This window comes from Bradyrhizobium sp. BLXBL-01 (assembly GCF_051853025.1).
Lineage (GTDB): Bacteria > Pseudomonadota > Alphaproteobacteria > Rhizobiales > Xanthobacteraceae > Bradyrhizobium.
On the sequence record NZ_CP182471.1, the window covers coordinates 4,505,024 to 4,522,688 of the forward strand.

21 protein-coding genes are annotated in these 17,665 nt (G+C 65.6%); 10 read left to right on the forward strand and 11 right to left on the reverse strand.

Features of this window, described 5'->3' with window-relative positions:
• Window positions 1-783, reverse strand: coding sequence for an SDR family NAD(P)-dependent oxidoreductase (locus tag ACNJYA_RS20960; protein ID WP_172788548.1), 783 nt, complete (start codon window positions 781-783; stop codon window positions 1-3).
• 127 nt (window positions 784-910) lie between these two features.
• On the opposite strand from ACNJYA_RS20960, the gene ACNJYA_RS20965 reads away from it, so the two are divergent.
• Entirely contained in the window at window positions 911-1,303 is a 393-nt protein-coding gene (locus ACNJYA_RS20965) for a hypothetical protein (RefSeq protein ID WP_212258465.1), read from the forward strand.
• 113 nt (window positions 1,304-1,416) lie between these two features.
• A complete protein-coding gene (locus tag ACNJYA_RS20970; RefSeq protein WP_212258781.1) occupies window positions 1,417-1,665 on the forward strand; it encodes a hypothetical protein in 249 nt (82 codons plus the stop codon).
• A 21-nt stretch (window positions 1,666-1,686) separates the two neighbouring features.
• Here the strand turns inward: ACNJYA_RS20970 and ACNJYA_RS20975 are convergent, their stop codons facing one another.
• From ACNJYA_RS20975 to ACNJYA_RS20995, 5 genes are all read right to left on the reverse strand, one after another.
• A complete protein-coding gene (locus ACNJYA_RS20975; RefSeq protein ID WP_212258464.1) occupies window positions 1,687-1,872 on the reverse strand; it encodes a hypothetical protein in 186 nt (61 codons plus the stop codon).
• A gap of 174 nt (window positions 1,873-2,046) precedes the next feature.
• Window positions 2,047-2,328: a cell division topological specificity factor MinE gene (gene minE / locus ACNJYA_RS20980; protein ID WP_172788545.1), complete on the reverse strand. Its 282-nt coding sequence runs from the start codon at window positions 2,326-2,328 to the stop codon at window positions 2,047-2,049.
• The gene (gene minD / locus ACNJYA_RS20985) at window positions 2,325-3,140 is read right to left on the reverse strand and encodes a septum site-determining protein MinD (protein WP_036022837.1); all 816 of its coding nucleotides are present in this window, start codon (window positions 3,138-3,140) and stop codon (window positions 2,325-2,327) included. The genes minE and minD overlap by 4 nt, the downstream gene beginning before the upstream one ends.
• Window positions 3,141-3,161: 21 nt before the next feature.
• Window positions 3,162-3,860, reverse strand: coding sequence for a septum site-determining protein MinC (minC, locus tag ACNJYA_RS20990; protein ID WP_439363202.1), 699 nt, complete (start codon window positions 3,858-3,860; stop codon window positions 3,162-3,164).
• A gap of 392 nt (window positions 3,861-4,252) precedes the next feature.
• Window positions 4,253-5,269: an ABC transporter substrate-binding protein gene (locus ACNJYA_RS20995; RefSeq protein ID WP_439363203.1), complete on the reverse strand. Its 1,017-nt coding sequence runs from the start codon at window positions 5,267-5,269 to the stop codon at window positions 4,253-4,255.
• Window positions 5,270-5,369: 100 nt separating this feature from the next.
• On the opposite strand from ACNJYA_RS20995, the gene ACNJYA_RS21000 reads away from it, so the two are divergent.
• The 6 genes from ACNJYA_RS21000 to ACNJYA_RS21025 all read left to right on the forward strand — a co-directional run bounded on the left by ACNJYA_RS21000 (window position 5,370) and on the right by ACNJYA_RS21025 (window position 10,566).
• Complete coding sequence (locus ACNJYA_RS21000) at window positions 5,370-6,017, forward strand: TetR/AcrR family transcriptional regulator (RefSeq protein WP_172788542.1); 648 nt, start codon at window positions 5,370-5,372, stop codon at window positions 6,015-6,017.
• 83 nt (window positions 6,018-6,100) lie between these two features.
• Window positions 6,101-6,871, forward strand: coding sequence for an ABC transporter permease (locus ACNJYA_RS21005; protein WP_439363204.1), 771 nt, complete (start codon window positions 6,101-6,103; stop codon window positions 6,869-6,871).
• A 17-nt stretch (window positions 6,872-6,888) separates the two neighbouring features.
• Window positions 6,889-7,926, forward strand: a complete 1,038-nt coding sequence (locus ACNJYA_RS21010; protein ID WP_172788540.1) for an NAD-dependent epimerase/dehydratase family protein — start codon at window positions 6,889-6,891, stop codon at window positions 7,924-7,926.
• Entirely contained in the window at window positions 7,913-8,734 is an 822-nt protein-coding gene (locus ACNJYA_RS21015) for a GNAT family N-acetyltransferase (RefSeq protein WP_172788539.1), read from the forward strand. The genes ACNJYA_RS21010 and ACNJYA_RS21015 overlap by 14 nt, the downstream gene beginning before the upstream one ends.
• A 6-nt stretch (window positions 8,735-8,740) precedes the next feature.
• On the forward strand, window positions 8,741-9,796 hold the full coding sequence (locus ACNJYA_RS21020; protein WP_172788538.1) for a dihydrodipicolinate synthase family protein: 1,056 nt from the start codon (window positions 8,741-8,743) through the stop codon (window positions 9,794-9,796).
• Complete coding sequence (locus ACNJYA_RS21025) at window positions 9,784-10,566, forward strand: ABC transporter ATP-binding protein (protein ID WP_212258456.1); 783 nt, start codon at window positions 9,784-9,786, stop codon at window positions 10,564-10,566. The genes ACNJYA_RS21020 and ACNJYA_RS21025 overlap by 13 nt, the downstream gene beginning before the upstream one ends.
• 131 nt (window positions 10,567-10,697) lie before the next feature.
• Here ACNJYA_RS21025 and ACNJYA_RS21030 read toward each other — a convergent pair whose 3' ends face one another.
• The 3 genes from ACNJYA_RS21030 to ACNJYA_RS21040 form a co-directional block, all read right to left on the reverse strand.
• Window positions 10,698-11,789, reverse strand: a complete 1,092-nt coding sequence (locus ACNJYA_RS21030; protein ID WP_212258454.1) for a TRAP transporter substrate-binding protein — start codon at window positions 11,787-11,789, stop codon at window positions 10,698-10,700.
• Between the two features lie 121 nt (window positions 11,790-11,910).
• Window positions 11,911-12,168, reverse strand: coding sequence for a hypothetical protein (locus ACNJYA_RS21035; RefSeq protein ID WP_036000273.1), 258 nt, complete (start codon window positions 12,166-12,168; stop codon window positions 11,911-11,913).
• Window positions 12,169-12,234: 66 nt separating this feature from the next.
• A complete protein-coding gene (locus ACNJYA_RS21040; protein ID WP_246571668.1) occupies window positions 12,235-13,185 on the reverse strand; it encodes a DUF2778 domain-containing protein in 951 nt (316 codons plus the stop codon).
• Between the two features lie 191 nt (window positions 13,186-13,376).
• Here ACNJYA_RS21040 and ACNJYA_RS21045 point away from each other — a divergent pair, with 191 nt between their 5' ends.
• Window positions 13,377-13,817, forward strand: coding sequence for a DUF1810 domain-containing protein (locus ACNJYA_RS21045; protein ID WP_439400664.1), 441 nt, complete (start codon window positions 13,377-13,379; stop codon window positions 13,815-13,817).
• A gap of 85 nt (window positions 13,818-13,902) precedes the next feature.
• Entirely contained in the window at window positions 13,903-15,984 is a 2,082-nt protein-coding gene (locus ACNJYA_RS21050; RefSeq protein WP_212258448.1) for a methyl-accepting chemotaxis protein, read from the forward strand.
• Window positions 15,985-15,991: 7 nt separating this feature from the next.
• Here ACNJYA_RS21050 and ACNJYA_RS21055 read toward each other — a convergent pair whose 3' ends face one another.
• Together ACNJYA_RS21055 and ACNJYA_RS21060 are read right to left on the reverse strand one after the other, a co-directional pair.
• Window positions 15,992-16,582: an NADPH-dependent FMN reductase gene (locus ACNJYA_RS21055; protein ID WP_212258446.1), complete on the reverse strand. Its 591-nt coding sequence runs from the start codon at window positions 16,580-16,582 to the stop codon at window positions 15,992-15,994.
• A 50-nt stretch (window positions 16,583-16,632) separates the two neighbouring features.
• Window positions 16,633-17,580 (reverse strand): helix-turn-helix domain-containing protein, encoded by a 948-nt coding sequence (locus ACNJYA_RS21060; RefSeq protein WP_439363205.1) that lies wholly within the window; start codon window positions 17,578-17,580, stop codon window positions 16,633-16,635.
• Window positions 17,581-17,665 lie beyond the last annotated feature (85 nt).

A 17,665-nucleotide genomic window follows, 5' to 3' on the forward strand; every position in this document is an offset into this window, starting at 1 on the left:
CTAATCCAGCGCCGGCGCCTCGAACCAGTTCGTCAGCGACAATCCACCGTCGACGACGAAGGCTGCGCCGGTGACGTAAGCGGACAGCTTGTTCGACAGCACCGTGAGCGCCATCGGTGCGAGGTCATTGGCCTCGCCGAGCCGCCCGAGCGGAATGTGCCGCGCCAGCGCGGGATCGGCGACGAACCCGCCGGCTGCGATCGCGCCGGGCACCAGTGCGTTGACGCGGATGTCGTAACGTCCGAGCGTCTTGGCCAGCTCCTTCGCCAGCATCGCCATGGCGGCCTTTGCCGTCGAATAATGCGGCAGGTTGCGCGGCGTGCCCGCATGCAGCGACGTCAGAAACAGGAACGAACCCGGCCGCTTCGCCGCGATCAGCCGCTTTGCCAGCGCGCGAGCGAGGTGAAAGCCGGCATCGAGATTGACGGCATGCATCTCCTGCCAGGTCTTGCGATCGACCGCGAGCGCATGATCGGCCTCGCGTCGCGGCGGCGAGGCGCTGTGGACGAAATGCGTGACCTCGCCGAGCGCGGCGTGTGCGGCCGTCAGCAGCTCATCGCAGGCCTCGAGGCTGGCGAGATCGCCGACCCAGGGCACGGCGAGACCAGGCCTCTCGCTCGCGCCGATCGCGGCGCGCACCCGCTCCGCGCTCACATCCGCGAACACGGTGCGGACGCCCTCGCCGACCAGGCCGAGCGCGATCGCGCGGCCGATGCCATTGCCCGCGCCGGTGACGAGCGCGGTGTCGCGTGCGGGATCGAACGGCGTGCTGAACAGGCTCATGTCGCGCTCCGATGCTGGGAAGCAGCAGGTTAGCCCACCGCCCCGACGGACGACAATCGCACCGCGCACCATTGCGGAGCGGCGCGCCGGACGCTAGCCTCTCGGGAAAACGGAGGAGGTCCCAAGGATGCGCACCGGTTTTCTGATGACGGCCCTGTTGCTGTTGGCCGCGCCGGCCCTCGCGGGCGAGGCGCCGCCGCGGGCGACCTATGTGACGATGGTGTTGCAGGCCTTCGCCGCCAAGGTCGAGTGCCCCAACACCGATCTCGTCTATCAGGACCTCGTGCAGAGGGCGCAGCAGATGCAACTGCCCGACGGCACCACCGAGAAAGTGCGCAAGGCGATCGCCTGGATGCACACCGGCGGCAAGATGGGCGAGAAGCAGGACGACGATCTGATGGCGGAAGTCGCGGTTGCGACCCAGGCGACCGACATGGACCAGCGCCGCCTCGGCATGTCCGGCTGGTGCGAAGCCCAGAAGACCAATCTCGCCGGCCTGATCCGGAGCAAGGGCGGCTAGCGCCCCGGCGTTGCCGCGTTAAGCACGCCGCGACGGAACCTCTGCCGCGGCCCAAAAACGTCACAATGCTCGAAAGCATGCGGCCTCTTTCCGAATTCGAACAGGAGGTCCTCATGCGGAATATCCATTTCGTTTTCGCCGGCGCGATTGCAGCCGCCGCGGTGCTGACTGCGCCCGCCCTGGCGAGGAATTCCGACGCCCAGAGGGCCGCGGAAAAGTCCACCTCGCCGTCCTGCAGTGCCTATCAGCAGGCGCCGGACGGCACGTGGGAACCGCTGCCCTGCAGGGAATCGGGCGAGCGCGCGCAGCCACAGACACAAAATCGCACGTCGCAGCAAGGCGCCGATCGCGAGGAGCGTTGAAGACGTTCGCGCGTGCGAATGTCAGCTCTGATGCGGGCCGCGCATGATCTTTATGGCGTCCACGATGTGACGCCATTCCCTCGCCTCGTCGGCCTCGCCGCGGCCCTCGCAGGCCTGGGCCTGCTCCGCGGCCTTCGCGATCGCAGCAAAGCCGTGCTTTTCGAGCATCTGCCTGGCAACGGTATGGACCTGGACCTCGGACATCATGGGCGCTCTCCCGTTCTGACCGGCCGCGGTGCAACGCTGCCGCGGGTTGATACAACGGTCGAGGCGCGGGGCGCGTTCCGTCCCATCGATGTGAGCGGCAAGACAAAGGCGGCCCGCCATGCCCGGCGGACCGCCTTCTCACCCACCCCAAGACGGGAGGCTGCGGCCGCGTCCCTACGCGACCGCCACCTTTTTCCGCTCGATGTCGTTGGGCACCTCAATATCGACCTCGAGGGTCGAGACCTCGTCGCCGCGCTCGAGCCGGACGATGACCTTGGTCGGGTCCAGCGTCACATGCTTGGACACGACGGCGAGAATTTCCTCACGCAGCACACCGAGCAGATCGGGCTGGCCGCGCATTCCGCGTTCATGGGCAAGCAGGATCTGCAGGCGTTCGCGCGCGACGGGTGCCGAGGCCTTCTTGCCGCGGAGAAGTCGAAGCAGACCCATGCTCATGCAGCCCTCCGTCGCAGCAGGCGGTCCATAAATCCTCTGCGCTCGGCAGGAACGTGCATCGTCACGTTCTCGCCGCAGAGGCGCTTGGCCGCGTCCATATAGGCTCGTGCCGGCGCTCCATCGGCATTCGACAGAGTCACGGGCGTGCCGACGTTGGAGGCCTTCAACACGTCCTGGCTCTCGGGGATGATGCCGAGCAAGGGCGTGGCAAGGATCTCCAGGATGTCATCGATGGTCAGCATCTCGCCGCGCGCGGCGCGCGAGGGATCGTAGCGGGTGATCAGGATGTGCTTCTCGACGCGCTCGCCCTTCTCGGCCCGCACCGTCTTGGAATCGAGCATGCCGATGATGCGGTCGGAATCGCGCACCGAGGAGACTTCCGGATTGGTGACGATCACGGCCTCGTCGGCAAAGCGCATCGCCATGGAGGCGCCGCGCTCGATGCCGGCCGGGCTGTCGCAGATCACCCAGTCGAACCGGCTGCGCAACTCGGCGATGACCTTGCCGACGCCCTCTTCCGTCAGCGCGTCCTTATCGCGGGTTTGGGAAGCCGGCAGCAGCCATAAATTCTCCAGCCGCTTGTCCTTGATCAGCGCCTGCGGGAGTTTGGCGACGCCCTGCACGACGTTGATGAGATCGAACACGACGCGGCGTTCGGCCCCCATCACGAGATCGAGGTTGCGCAGGCCGACGTCGAAATCGACGACGACCACCTTGTCGCCGCGCTGCGCCAAGGCAGCTCCCAGCGCGGCGGTCGTCGTGGTCTTGCCGACCCCGCCCTTGCCTGATGTCACGACCAGTACCTTACTCATCTGAAATGTCTCCTTTGCTGGTCAGTTCAGTGCTGTAATTCGCATGGTATTCCCCTGCAGCCAGGCCTGCGCCGGCTTGCCGCGCAAGGCGGCGTCGATGTCGTCCGCAGTCTGGTAAAACCCGTCGATTGCAAGCAGTTCGGCCTCGATCTTCTGGCAGTAGATGCGCGCGCTGGTGTGTCCGTTGACGCCGGCCATGGCGCGGCCGCGCAGCGCGCCGTAGACGTGGATGGAGCCGCCGGCGACGACCTCGGCACCGGAGCCGACCGAGCCGAGGATGGTGACGTCGCCGTCCGGGAAGATCACGGTCTGGCCCGAGCGCACGGGGCTATCGAGCAGCAGGGAGGTCGGCTTGGTCTCGGCCTTCACGTCGGCCTTCTTCGGCGCGCTCGGCTCGACCACGCAGCTACGTCCGCCCGACAGCAGCGGCGGCATCGTCGGGGTCAGCCTCGCCTCCTCTACGCCCTCGATGCCGAGCACGCGGATGTTGCGGTCCTGCAGACTGGTGAGCAGATGGCCGATGCCGGCTTGGCTGAGATCGACCGAGGACAGGTCGATCACCACGGGCCGGCCGGCGAAGAAGCCCGGCGAGCGCGCAATCGTGGCATCGATCTCGTGAAGCCAGTCCTGGACCGGAACCGTCGGTGTGAACACGAAAGCCACATAGGACCGCCCGCGCAGGCGCACCATTTGGCGTTGGACTTTTGCTGCAGCCTCCATGGCGGCCGACTCGTTCCCTATTATTGAATGGTTAACGATGCGGCGGATATGGTTAACGGCTGGTTAATGTCCCGTGGGGTTATGTGGACGGGGGTGAGCCGGAGATCGGTTGGCGCCGGTCTCGTGTCCCGGACGCGCTGCAGCGTGCAACGCTGCTGCGCAGAGCCGGCACCCAACCGCCCCGGGTTACGCTCTCGGCGAAATGGGCCCCGGCTCTGCAGCGCGCCGTCGAAGGGACGCTACGCTGCGTCCGGGGCAGAGCGGAGGGCGAGGCACACTCTCTCCACACCGTCGTTGCGAGCGCAGCGAAGCAATCCAGACTGCCTTCGCGGAAAGACTCTGGATTGCTTCGCTGCGCTCGCCGTGACGGAGTATGGGGTGACTACTGCCCCCTACTTCTTCACCTTGCTCGCGTCCATCTTGATGCTCTGGTCCAGCATCCTGGTCGTGAACGCCGTCGTCACGTCGAACGGCTTCTCCATGCCGAGATAGGTCTGGACCAGCTCATAGTCCTTCTTCATCCGCTCGCCGTCGATCCAGCCGAGCCCCTTGCTCGTGGTGAACTCGTCGGTCATCAGGAACTTGATGCGCTCCCACTGGCGCTCCTGATTCTCCTTGTCGAGACCGGAGACCTGATCGAGCAGCGCCTTCAGGCATGGCGCGACGTCGGCGACACAGGCTGCAAAGGCCTTCTGCGTAACGCGCACGAAGTCTTCGACGACCTTCGGGTTCTTCTGCAAGTAAGCGCCGTTGACGATCAGCGAATTGCCATAAGGGTTGAGCCCGATGTCCTTCCAGTTGACGTAGCCGAGGTCCTGGCCGAACTCGATGACCTTGAGGTCGTGCTCGTTGTAGAAGTCGCTGATGATGTCCACGGTGTGGCTCTTCAGCGCTGCGATCTTCGCGGTCGGTCCGACATTGACGAAGCCGACGGAATCAGGCGCAAGCCCTGCGGCCTTGGCGAAGGCCGGCCACATCACGCGCGAGGCATCGCCCGGCGGATTGCCGATCTTGTGCCCGGCAAAATCCTTCACGCCGTTCACGCCGTAGCTCTTCAGCCAATAGAAGGTCTGGCCGGTATTGGCATAGACGCTCATCACCGCAACGGCGTCGGCGCCCTTGCTCTTGGCCACCAGCATAGTGGCGAGATCGGCGACGCCGAACGGCGAGCCGCCCGAACCGACCTTGGCGGCGGAGACGCCGGAGCCCTTGCCGGTCTCGATGGTGAGGTCGATGCCGGCCTTCTCGTACCAGCCCTGCGCCTTGGCAAAATAATAGGGCGAGTGGTCGGCCGTCGGCGTCCAGTTCAGGATCAGATTGACGGCTTCTCCCGCATGCGCGGGCGCGACCGACACACCGAGCCCCAAGGCCAAGATCAGGGCAGAGCCCGCCGCCTGCAAACGCTTCATCGCATCTCTCCTCGTTGCCGCGACCCGGCTTGTCGCTCTCCCCTTGTGAGGATACCAATGCAACAAGCCCGCCCTTCACTTGTCAACTGTTTGGTTGGAAATGCCCGCAAAACGATCTGGCGACACCGTGCCGCAGCGCCGCGACCCCGTCGCCACCCGCAGGAAGCTGCTGACCGCGGCGCGCCAGGAATTCGCCCGGCACGGATTTGCGGGCGCCCGCGTCGACGAGATCGCCGAGCGCGCCGGCGTCAACAAGCAGCTCGTCTATCATTATTTCGGCGACAAGGACGCTCTGTACCTCGCTGTGCTCGAATGGGTCTATGAGGACATCCGCGCGCAGGAGCGCAGACTCAATCTCGAGGGTCTGGCGCCGGAGAAGGCGATCCGCAAGCTGATCGAAGCTTCGTTCGATCACCTGGCGGCGAACCCTGATTTCATCGTGCTTTTGAACGACGAGAACCGCGGCGGCGCCCGCCACGTCCGCGGCTCGACCCGGCTGGAGGCGATGCACTCACCGCTCGTGAAGAGTGTTTCGCACATCCTCCACGAAGGGGTCCGCGTGGGCGTGTTCCGCAAGGGGATCGACCCCATCCAGCTCTATATCTCGATAGCGGGCCTCAGCTATTTCTTCTTCTCCAACACGCCGACGCTGTCGGCGATCTTCGGCAAGGACCTGTCGAGCCGCAGCGCACGGCGCGCCCGGCGACGGCATGTCGCGGATCTCGTGCTGCAGTCGCTCCGGCCATAATCAACCGCCTGGTTGAAACTTCCCTGGAGGACGGCTAGGCTTGCAGCCGGCGGCAGGGTGACTGCCGACAACGGGAGCAGTCGGTGGCAGGAGACAGCGCACGCGCCTCGCGCAGCTTTGCGATCATCCTGATCGTGCACCTCGCCGTGCTCGTGCTGTGGCAGGTCGCGGTCGACGCCTTCCACGTGCCCAAATTCATCCTGCCCTCCCCGCTCGCGACGATCCAAACATTGGGAACCACAGGCTATGCCTGGGGCGCCAACACGCTGGTGACGGCGATCGAGATCCTCGGCGGCTTCGCACTGGGTGCATTCGTCGGCGTGGCGCTCGCGGTGATCTTCAGCTGGGCGCCGTTGCTGAGCCTCGTGCTGCTGCCGCTGTTCGTGACGCTGAACATGATTCCGAAGGTCGCGCTCGGCCCGCTCTTCATCGTCTGGTTCTCCTACGGCATTGTGCCGAACATCCTGATCGCCTTCAGCATCTGCTTTTTCCCGATCCTGCTCACCACCGCGCGCGGCCTGCGCGAGGTCGAGCCTGACCTGCTCGACCTCGTCAAATCGCTGCGCGGCTCGCGCTGGACGCTGTTCCGCAAGATCCAGCTGCCGGGATCGCTGCCTTACGTGTTCTCCGGCATGAAGGTCGGCGCCATCCTGGCGGTCGCAGGCGCCATCGTCGGCGAGTTCATCGCCTCCGAGCGCGGGCTCGGCTACCTCATGATCCAGGTGCAGTCCTCGCTCGACACGCCCGCGATGGTGATGGCGGTCGTGCTGCTGACGCTGCTCGGCGTCGCTCTCTACGGCCTCGTGCTCGCCCTCGAACGCATGTTCGTGGTCGGCGATGCGAGACAGACCTGAAGACCAAGGACGAATCCATGCTCCTGACCCGCCAGACGTTGCCGAAAACCATCCCCGACGTCGCAGCCCTCGACGATCTCCTGTGCCGGCCGAGCCAGGCGCTGATCGACGACCTCGCCAAGGTCGAGGGCGACATCATGATCCTCGGCGTCGCCGGCAAGATGGGTCCGACGCTGGCGGGGCTCGCGAAAGCCGCCGTGCCGGATCGCCGCATCATCGGCGTCGCCCGCTTTAGCGACGCGAGCGTCAAGGATTGGCTGCAGGCGCGCGGGGTCGAAACCATCAATTGCGACCTGATGGACGAGAAGGCGATCGCGGCGCTGCCGAAAGCGCCGAACATCGTCTTCATGGCAGGCCGCAAGTTCGGCGCCGAGGGCGATCTGTCGCTGACCTGGGCGATGAACGCGCATGTGCCGGCGCTGGTCGCGCAGGCGTTCCCGTCCTCGCGCATCGTCGCGTTCTCGACCGGCTGCATCTATCCGTTCGTTCCCGTCGACGGCCAGGGCTCGACCGAGGACATGGCGCCGAACCCGCCCGGCGAATACGCCCAGTCCTGCGTCGGCCGCGAGCGCATGTTCGAACATTTCTCCCGCAAATTCGGCACGCCGGGCCGCCTGTTCCGCCTCAATTACGCGATCGACATGCGCTACGGCGTGCTGCACGATATCGCCACAAGAGTGCTGACCGGCACGCCGATCGATGTCAGCCTGGGCCACGTCAACTTCATCTGGCAGGGCGATGCGTCCTCACAGGCGCTGCGCTGTCTCGCTTATTGCACGACGCCGACCTCGCCGATCAATGTCAGCGGTCACGAGATCCTGGCGGTACGCGATCTCGCCGAGAAATTCGGGGCAAGGTTCGGCTGCGCGCCGGTGCTGACGGGCAAGGAAGAGCCGACGGCGTGGCTGACCGACACGTCAAAGGCGGTCGAGCTGTTCGGCCTGCCCGTCGTCGATACCGAGCAGTTGATCGCCTGGACCGCGGATTGGGTCTCTCGTGCCATGCCGAGCCTCGGCAAGCCCACCAAATACGAGGTGCGCGATGGACGCTACTGACGCTCCACCCATCCTCAAGCTCGGCGTCCAGGATGCGATCGCCGCTCTGGCGCTCTCGACGGAAGCGCAGTGGAACCAGACCGAAGAGGACTGGCGCATCTTCCTGCGTGATGGTGTCGTGTTCGGCATCCGCGACGGCGCGCGATTGGTCGCCACCGCAGCACTGCTGCCCTATTCCGGCAACAACGCCTGGGTCAGCATGGTGCTGGTATCAGGCACGCACCGCCGCCGCGGCCTTGCAACGCGCCTGGTCGATGCCTGCCTGGAAACCGCGCGCAAGAACGGCCTGACGAGCTGGCTCGATGCCACGCCCGACGGCGCCGCCGTCTATGGACCGCTCGGGTTTACGCCGACGCTGCAATTGCGCCGCCTGAAGCTGGCGAGGCCCGGACGTGCCGAAGCGGCGCCATCGTCATCCGCAACACTCGATGCGCTTTGTGCGCGCGACCGGCGGGCCACCGGCTTCGACCGAACCGCCCTTCTTTCTGCCTTCGCCCAGCGTCCTGGCTCGCGCATCCTCGCCGCGAATGGCGCCATTGCGCTGGTCCGCGACGGCCGCACCGCCCGCCATATCGGCCCGCTATTGGCCGACGATGCCGCAGCAGCTCTGGCTCTGGTCGAGGCGATCATGCGCACCGAGACCGGCCCGCTGCTGCTCGATGCGGTCGCCTCGCAAACCGCGTTGCTGGACGGCTTGACCGCCTCCGGCTGGACCATCGAGCGCCCGTTTCAGCGCATGCGGTTCGGCCCCACTACCATCGCTGCGGACGAAACGCCGTTCGCCGTCGCCGGCCCCGAATTCGGATAGGACATCATGCACCACAGCCAGATCAATGGCGAAATCCGCAAGCTGATCGCCGAAGGCACCGTGCTGCCGGCACATCCCCTCGCGCTGACCGCCGAGCGCCAGCTCGACAAGACGCACCAGCGCGCGCTGACGCGCTATTACATCGACGCCGGCTCCGGTGGCCTTGCGGTCGGCGTGCACACCACGCAATTCGCGATCCGCGATGTCGGCCTCTACCGTCCCGTGCTCGAGCTCGCCGCCGAGACCGCCGCGAACTGGACCACGCGGCCGCTGGCGATGGTCGCCGGCCTCGCGGGTCCGACAAAGCAAGCGGTCAGCGAGGCCCGCACCGCGCGCGATATCGGTTACCACGCCGGCCTGCTCAGCCTCGCCGCGATGAAGAGCGCCTCCGAGGACGAGATCATCGCGCATTGCACGGCCGTTGCCGCAGAAATCCCGCTGGTCGGCTTCTACCTCCAGCCGGCGGTGGGCGGCGTCATCCTGTCCAGCCGGTTCTGGCAACGCTTTGCTTCGATCGACAATGTCATTGCCATCAAGGTCGCGCCGTTCAACCGCTACCGCACGCTCGATGTCCTGCGCGGCGTCGCGGCGGCGAGCGCGCTCGACCGCGTCGCGCTCTACACCGGCAATGACGATCACATCCTGCTCGACCTGGTGCTGCCGTTCGATCTTCGCGACAAAGGCGTGACCACCCGCACCTATTTCAAAGGCGGCCTGCTCGGCCATTGGTCGGTATGGACGGCCGAAGCGATCAAGCAGTTCGAGCGCTGCAAGGCGGCGCGGCACAAGGACAGCGTACCCGCCGACCTGCTCGCGCTCGATGCCCGCGTCACCGATTGCAACAGCGCCTTCTTCGATGTAGCCAACAATTTTCACGGCTGCATCGCCGGCTGCCACGAAGTCTTGCGGCGCCAGGGCCTGATGCGGAGCCTGTGGTGCCTCGATCCGAACGAGGGCCTCAGCCCAGGCCAGAAGGAGGAGATCGACCGCGTCACGCGCGAGCACGCCGACCTCAGCGATGATCAGTTCGTCGCCGCCAACTTGAACAAATGGCTGGCATGAGCTCAGACCCGTTCATCAGCCTGCAAGGCGTCCGCAAGGTCTATCGGAGCGGCGGCGCCGAATTTCTCGCCGTATCCGACGTCACCATGGACGTGGCTGAGGGTGAACTCGTCTCGTTGGTCGGCCCGTCCGGCTGCGGCAAGACCACGGTGATGAAGATCCTGGCCGGCCTGCATGGCGCCGACGGCGGCAGCGTCAGGATAGGCAATGCCAACAGCCCGTTCGATCCGACGCGTGACATCGGCATGGTGTTCCAACAGGCGCTGCTGCTGAAGTGGCGGACGATCCTGGACAACGTGCTGCTGCCGGCCGAGATCGTCGGCCTGCCGATGAAGGCCGCGCGCGAGCGGGCGCGCGATCTGCTCAACTTGGTCGGGCTCGCCGGCTCCGAGCAGAAATATCCGCAGCAGCTGTCCGGCGGCATGCAGCAGCGCACCGCGATCGCGCGTGCCTTCATTCACGATCCAAAACTGATCCTGATGGACGAGCCGTTCGGCGCCCTGGACGCGCTGACGCGCGAGCAGATGAATCTGGAGATGCTGCGGATCTGGCGCGAGAGCGGCAAGACCATCATCTTCGTCACGCATTCGATCCAGGAGGCGGTGTTCCTGTCGTCGCATTGCGCCGTGCTGACCTCGGGCCCGGCGAAGATGGCCGACTATTTCGCGATCGACCTGCCCTTCCCGCGCGACCTTCCGCTGAAGACCACGGACGCGTTCGGCGCCTATGCACGGCGGATCTATGCGAAGCTGGGACTGGGGGCGGCGTAGGCCGCTCGCTCAGATCTCGTAGTCCCGTAGGGTGGGCAAAGCGAAGCGTGCCCACCACCTCTATCCGATTCCCGGAAAGATGGTGGGCACGGCGCAAGTGCGCCTTTGCCCACCCTACGAGAGCTATACGCTCAGCTCTTGTTGCGCATCTTGCTCAGCAGATAATTGTCGTAAAAATTCTCCGCGATCTGCGTGTAGAACAACAGCTCCTTCATATACGCGTCGTGGCTCTCCTTGGTCCGCTTGAACAGGTCGCTCTTGGCGGCGAGCTCGTTCAGATGGTCCTGCGTCGCGTTGTAGCAGGCCTCCAGCACGGGTTGCGGGAACGCCTTCAGCTCCGCGCCGCCTGCGAGCAGGCGCTTGAGCGCCGCCGGATTCACACTGTCGTATTTTTCGAGCATCCAGGCCCCGGCCGCCGCGCCCGCCTGGTTGACGATCGCCTGATAGTGCTTGGGCAGCGAGGCCCACTTCTCGTCGTTGACCACCATGTGCAGCATGGCACCGCCTTCCCACCAGCCGGGAAAGTAATAGTACTTGGCGACCTTGTGGAAACCGAGCTTCTCGTCGTCATAGGGACCGACGAATTCGGCGGCATCGATCGTGCCCTTCTCGAGGGCCGAATACACGTCGCCACCGGCGATCTGCTGCGGCACGACGCCGAGCCTTGCCAGCACGTGGCCGCCCAAGCCTGCGATGCGGAATTTGAGACCCTTGAGGTCGTCGACGGTCTTGATCTCCTTGCGGAACCAGCCGCCCATCTGGGTGCCGGAATTGCCGCAGAGGATGGCGTGCGCCTTGAACGGCTTGAGCGCCTCGTTGGTGAGATCGGCGCCGCCGCCGAAATGCCACCACGATTCCTGATGGCGATGGTTCATGCCGAACGGCGCACCGGTGGCATAGGCCAGCGCGGGCTCCTTGCCGATGTAGAAATAGAGCGGCGTCTGCGCCAACTCCACCGAGGCGGTGCTGACCGCATCCAGCGCCTGCAGGCCGGGGACGATCTCGCCGGCGGCAAAAGTCTGGATCTGGAATTTGTTGTCGGTGGCCTCGGCAACATATTTCGCAAAGGTCTGTGCCGTGCCGTAGATGGTGTCGAGCGACTTCGGAAAGCTCGAGGTAAGGCGCCATTTGATCTCGGGCGCGCTCTGCGCGATCGCAGGTGCAGCAACCAGCGTCGTCGCGCCGGCAACCGCGCCGCCTTTCAAGAATGTACGGCGTTTCATGATGAGGACTCTCCCTTGAAGTAATTTTCAAACATGCGGCTGCGCGGCAACGGTCTTCGCGGACCGTTTGCCCGTTCCCAAAGCGGAGTTCAAGATGCGACAGAACGGCCTGTAGCTCGCTTCAAAGCAGCTTGGCGCTGACGAACAGCGCGCGCACGGCGTTGGTTGCCTGCACCGCCAGCATGGCGTTACCGGCGGCGCCTTCCAGGGCCGCGACGGCATCCTCGTGCAGCGAGCGAAATTCCATCCACTCGACCGACTTGAAGTTGGTGAGGAATTGATAGGCCTGGCCGACGGTCGCGATCGCCAACGTGTCGCCGTTCAGCTTGATCTTGAACGTCGTGCGCAGCGGGGTTTCGGAATTGGATGGATCACTCATGGGCTGCTTCTGGACGAGGACGGCTTAACGAAGGGGAAACGGCAGCCCCGCCGTCGCAGGCGAATTTCAGGAATCGGTGCTCGCGCGCTGCGAGGCGGTCGCCGCTCCGCGCAGGTTTGGCACCACGACCAGGCGGTTGAACTCGCCATTGTCGTAGGCCTTGATGAACCGATCATAGTCCTTGATCGAGACGCAGCCGTTGGAATCGCCGCGCGGCCCGAGCAAGTAGTTGTGGGTGAGCAGCCCGACGCGGCCGAGCGCGCTGGTACCTTCGACCGGGGTCATGCGCAGCGCACGGACGCCGTGGAATGGCTTTTCGCGCGGCTTGAGGTCGTAGGTCGCCGGCGGCGTCGCGCCGACCATCCGCCGGTCGACATGTTCAGGGTCGTCCATCAGCGCGCCCAGGCCGGAATGGGCTTCCAGCGCCACGCCGCTCGGCAGGTAAACCGCCTTGGCCGAGATATCGTAGACCGCCGTGCGCGAATCGTAGCCGAGAGCGGCGAGATCCGGCGCCTTGCTGAACAGGCCGTCGCCGGGCGTCAGCGAGGCCAGCTTGATCTTGTCGGTGAATTTTTCGAAGAAATTGCGGTTGTCGACCCTGAGGTTGGTGTCCGCATAGGCTTGGCTGGAGGCGATCTGGGCGGAGAAGTCCGCCTGGACCGGGCGCGCGCGCGGCATCGGGATGGCGTCGGCGCGCTGCGAGGACCTCGCCTCCTCGGCCGCGGACCGGTCGTCCTCGGTCAGCATCGAGCGCCAGTCGTCGCCCTGGAGCTTCTGGGCGAGCATCGCCTTGGCGTCCCGCAGCTTGAGCTGGACCGCATTCACCGCCGAGCGCTCCAACACCCGCAGGCCGAGCTCGCGCGGCGACGGGCCGGCGGAGGCCGAAGCGAAACGGTCCTCGAATGAGGGGGCACTAGCCGGCGGCAACGCGGCGGAGACAAGCGGGGTCGAATCGCTGATGTCGGCGACCCACGCGGCGGCGCCAAGCGCCAGCGCGATCCCTGCCAGAGACAGCAGAATCCTTTCAGCCCGCCCGACACGGCGGCGCGACAACAGCCTTTCGGCGTGTGCTGCGTCGGAAACCATCAGATCCCCAAATCGACCCCGGGGGCTTACCCACCCCACCCGGAGACTCTATACCAGCTACCACATTGGGAGCCAAAAGTTAGGCATAATCGGGGCCGGTAGGACACCTTCGGGGGTATCCGATGACCGATACTTTCGACCTAGAACGGTTCGTCCACGCCCAAAACCCGGTTTTTCGCGACGTCCAGGGCGAGCTAGCCCGGGGCCGGAAGCAGACTCACTGGATGTGGTTCATCTTCCCCCAGATCGCAGGTCTCGGCGTCAGCGCCATGTCGCAGCGCTACGCCATCGGCTCCCGCACTGAAGCCGAGGCCTATCTCACCCACCCCAACCTGGGCGGGCGGCTGATCGAATGCACCAGGCTGGTGCTCGCGGTCGAGGGCCGGACCATCAACGCGATCCTCGGCGCGCCGGATGACGCCAAATTCCGCTCGTCGATGACGCTGTTCGGCGCGGTATCCGACGAGCCCGTCTTCGATCAGGCGCTCGCCCGATATTTCGCAGGCGAGCGCGACGGCGCCACGCTGGAGATCCTTGCCAGGCTCGAGCGGACATCCGGCTGAGCCGGCCAGGTAGCGTAAACCGCAGATTAACATGGCCGCCCTATCGTCCGGGCAAAATAATTCTCCGTTATTTGCCGGACTGACCATGAAAATCGGTACGCTCCTGACCAGCGCCATCGTCTCGCTCTCGACCGTCGGGGGCGGCCTCGCCGTCTACGTTGCCGTGACGAAATACCAGACGATGGAGCGGATCACCGAGGCGCAGGGGCGGCTCGCGATCGTCCGTGCGGTCAGCGACATCCCGCGCTATCTCAATCCGGAGCGCGGCTATTCCACCAACATCCTGTACGGGCCTGCGGCCATCGACCCCGCGCTGCTGGCCGAGCAGGACAAGCTGCGCAAGCAGACCGACAGCGCCCGCGACAAGATGAACGCGCTGCGCAAGGAGCTGCCCGGCCCGTTCGACGACGGCACCACGATCGGCAGCAACATCGACGGCATCAACGCGAAGTTCATCGCGTTGCGCGAGGCCATCGACAAGGCGCTGGCAGGTCCCGCCGATGCGCGCAAGGACGCGGCCAAGAAGATCGTCGCAGACAATGCCGTGCTCAACGGCGGCGTGACCGCGCTGCTCAACGAGCAGGTCCGCCGCATGGCGATCCTGAACGGTGACGCTTACCGGCAGGCCAGCTACGCCAATATGGCGATGACGCTGCGCGACGTCGGCGGCTTCAACTCGAGCCTGCACAAGAATCTCGTTGGTGGGAAGAAGCCGGCGACCGATGCCGAGAAGGCCGACATCAGCCGCTCGCAGGGCCGCAACGACCAGCTCGTGATGGCGCTGCTGGAATTGCGCGGCAATCCGGCAACGCCCGCCAACGTCGCCGCGGCGCTGGAGAAGTTCAATTCGGTCTATGTCGAGGAGTTCGGCCGCGAGCTCAAGCTGGCGAAGGACGGCGCCGTCACCGGCAAGTACGAGCACGACGTGGATACCTACTACGCCGCCACGCAGCGCGGCCTGTCCACCGTCATCGAGGTCCGCGATGCCTTCTACGACAACGCGGAGCAGATCCTCGCCGGGGCTTCCTCCGCCGCGCGCACCAGCTTCACGATCGCCCTCGTCGGCCTTGTCGCCGTGCTGATGGCCAGCGCCGGGCTCATCGTGACGGTTCGCCGCCGCGTCTGCGCGCCGATCGTCGGCCTGACGACGCGGATGTCGCGGCTCGCCGACGGTGAGGTTGCGGAAGAGATTCCCGGCGCCGAGCGCTCCGACGAGATTGGCGCGATGGCCGCGGCCGTTCAGGTGTTCAAGGACAACATGATCCGGGCCGACCGGCTCGCGGCCGAGAAGCAGGCCGAGAACGACGGCAAGATGCGCCGCGCCCAGGCGCTCGACGATCTCACCCGCGCCTTCGAGGCCAAGGTCACCGAGCTAGTCGGCGGCCTCTCGCGAGCCTCGGCGGCGATGGAAAGCACCGCGCAGTCGATGACCTCGACGGCGGCGCAGACCAACAGCCAGGCCGCCGTGGTCGCCGCCGCCTCCGAGCAGACCTCGACCAACGTGCAGACCGTCGCGAGCGCCACCGAAGAGCTGACCTCCTCGATCGCGGAGATCGGGCGTCAGGTCGCGCAAAGCACCGAGATCGCGGCCCGTGCCGTCGACAATGCCCGCCGCACCGGCGACACCGCGCGCACGCTCGCCGAGGGCGCCCAGAAGATCGGCGACGTCGTGACGCTGATCCAGAGCATCGCCGAGCAGACCAACCTGCTTGCGCTGAACGCGACCATCGAGGCTGCCCGTGCCGGCGAAGCCGGCCGCGGCTTTGCCGTGGTCGCCTCCGAAGTCAAGTCGCTGGCCGGCCAAACCGCCAAGGCCACGACCGAGATCTCCGAGCAGATCACCGCGATCCAGTCCGCGAGCGACGAGACGGTGGCGGCAATCCGCAACGTCGCCGACGTCATCGCCGAGATCGACCAGATCGGCACCGCGATCGCGGCGGCGATCGAGGAGCAGGGCTCGGCCACCAAGGAGATCGCCCGCAGCGTTCAGGAGGCCGCCCGCGGCACGCAGGAGGTCAACAGCAACATTTCCGGCGTGCAGCGCGCCGCCGACGACACCGGCGCCGCGGCAAGAGAGGTGCTGGGCGCAGCCGAGCAGCTCTCGACCCAGTCGCGCGATCTCGCCGGCCAATTCGAGCGTTTCCTCGGCGAGGTCCGGGCGGCGTAGCGCGACGTCAATACGGCGGTGCCTTGCGCGCCCGTTGTGCTTTCGCCGCCTCGATCCACCAGGCCAGATCGTCGGCGAAGCGCGGGAACGCGCGCTCCAGGGCCTTGCCGCCGTCGCCGATCGGCTCGCCGGCTTCCGACAGCGTCTGCGCGATCGGGCCGACGCCGATGGTGCTCGACACCACCACCATGCCCATCTCCGAGAGCGTGCCGTGCCAGGCCGTCGCCGCGCGGGCGCCGGACAGCCGGCCGGCCGAATAGCTCACGATCGCGGCCGGGCGCCAGAACCATTCCTCCAGGAAGTGGTCGGTGAGGTTCTTCAGGCCGGGCTGGATGCCCCAATTGTACTCGCCGGTGACGAAGACGAATCCGTCGGCGTCGCGGATCTGCCCGGCCAGCTTCTCCAGCGCCTCCGGCGCCGAGCCCTTGGGATGTTCCTTGTACATGCGGTCCAGCATCGGCAGCCCGATCGCCTTGGCGTCGATGAACTCGACGTCCTCGCCGCGGCCGCGCAGCCGGTTGATGACGAAATTCGCAAGGCGGATGCCCATGCGGTCGGAACGGTAGGAACCGTAGAGAACGAGAATGCGATTGCTCATGGCCGAACGGTAGCACGAAACCGGCGCCCAGCCCTACCCGATTTGTCGCGCTACCTTCTGCGACCGCGGTCCAGCGTTTGCGACGGCGTCTCGCCGAACTGGTCGCGGTAGCTTCTGGAGAAATCGCTGAGATGCCAGAAGCCATACGCCAGCGCCACCGCCTTGACGCTGTCGGCCCCGGCTATAAGGCGCCGGCGAACCAGCCACAGCCGGTGCAGACGCAAGTAGCGGTGCAGGCTCATGCCGCGATAGCGGCGAACGACGTCGTGCATGGTGCGAACGGACAGCCCGAGCTTGCGCGCGATCTCATCGCTATAAATCGGCTCCGACAGGTCCTCAGACAGCAGCGCGCGGATGTCCTGGAACATCTTGAAATTCCGTCCGTCGTTGGGACCCAGGGTCCAGCGGGCCGAAACGATCGTTGCAAAGGCCTCGTCGACGGCTCCGAGCAGGGACTCCTTCATCGCCGCGCCCTTCAACAAGAGCTCCTGCGCCTCGACCGGGCCGGACGCCTCGGCCAGCACTTCGCGAACCACGCCGCGCAACCGCTGCAAGCCGACCGTGGAGATTTCAAAAATCTTGAAGCTCGAGAGCGTGAGCGGCCAACCACGATCCCTCACCTCGGGCCGGAAAATCACCGAGGCGATTTGCCGCTGGACCTCCTCGATGGTGGTGTAGGCCGCTCCGCGGTTGCCTATGACCACGACCGGTCGCGCACGTTGCGAGCCGTTGAAGCGAATCGGCACGTTGAGATCGTCCATCGTGAAGCCGATCGCAGTGCAATTCTCCACGAGTTGTGCGTCAACCACCCGCGGAAACGCGCGCGTCAAATTCACGTCGCAGCCGGGCAAGGCGAGGATTGTCTGCTCAGCCGAAATCTTCCGCACAAAAGGGGTGAATTCGAAGTTCAGCCCGCGTATGGCGTTTCGAAATTCGTCGACGTCTGAAAAGCGAAATGTTTTGAGTGCCGACCTCGGCACATCGTCAATGCTGTTCATGGAACAAGAAAAAATGCCGCGCCGCTCTGGATGTGCGTCCGGCCGCGGGGTGCCGGTTCGCTTCCTCCTTAGATTATTTCGTCAG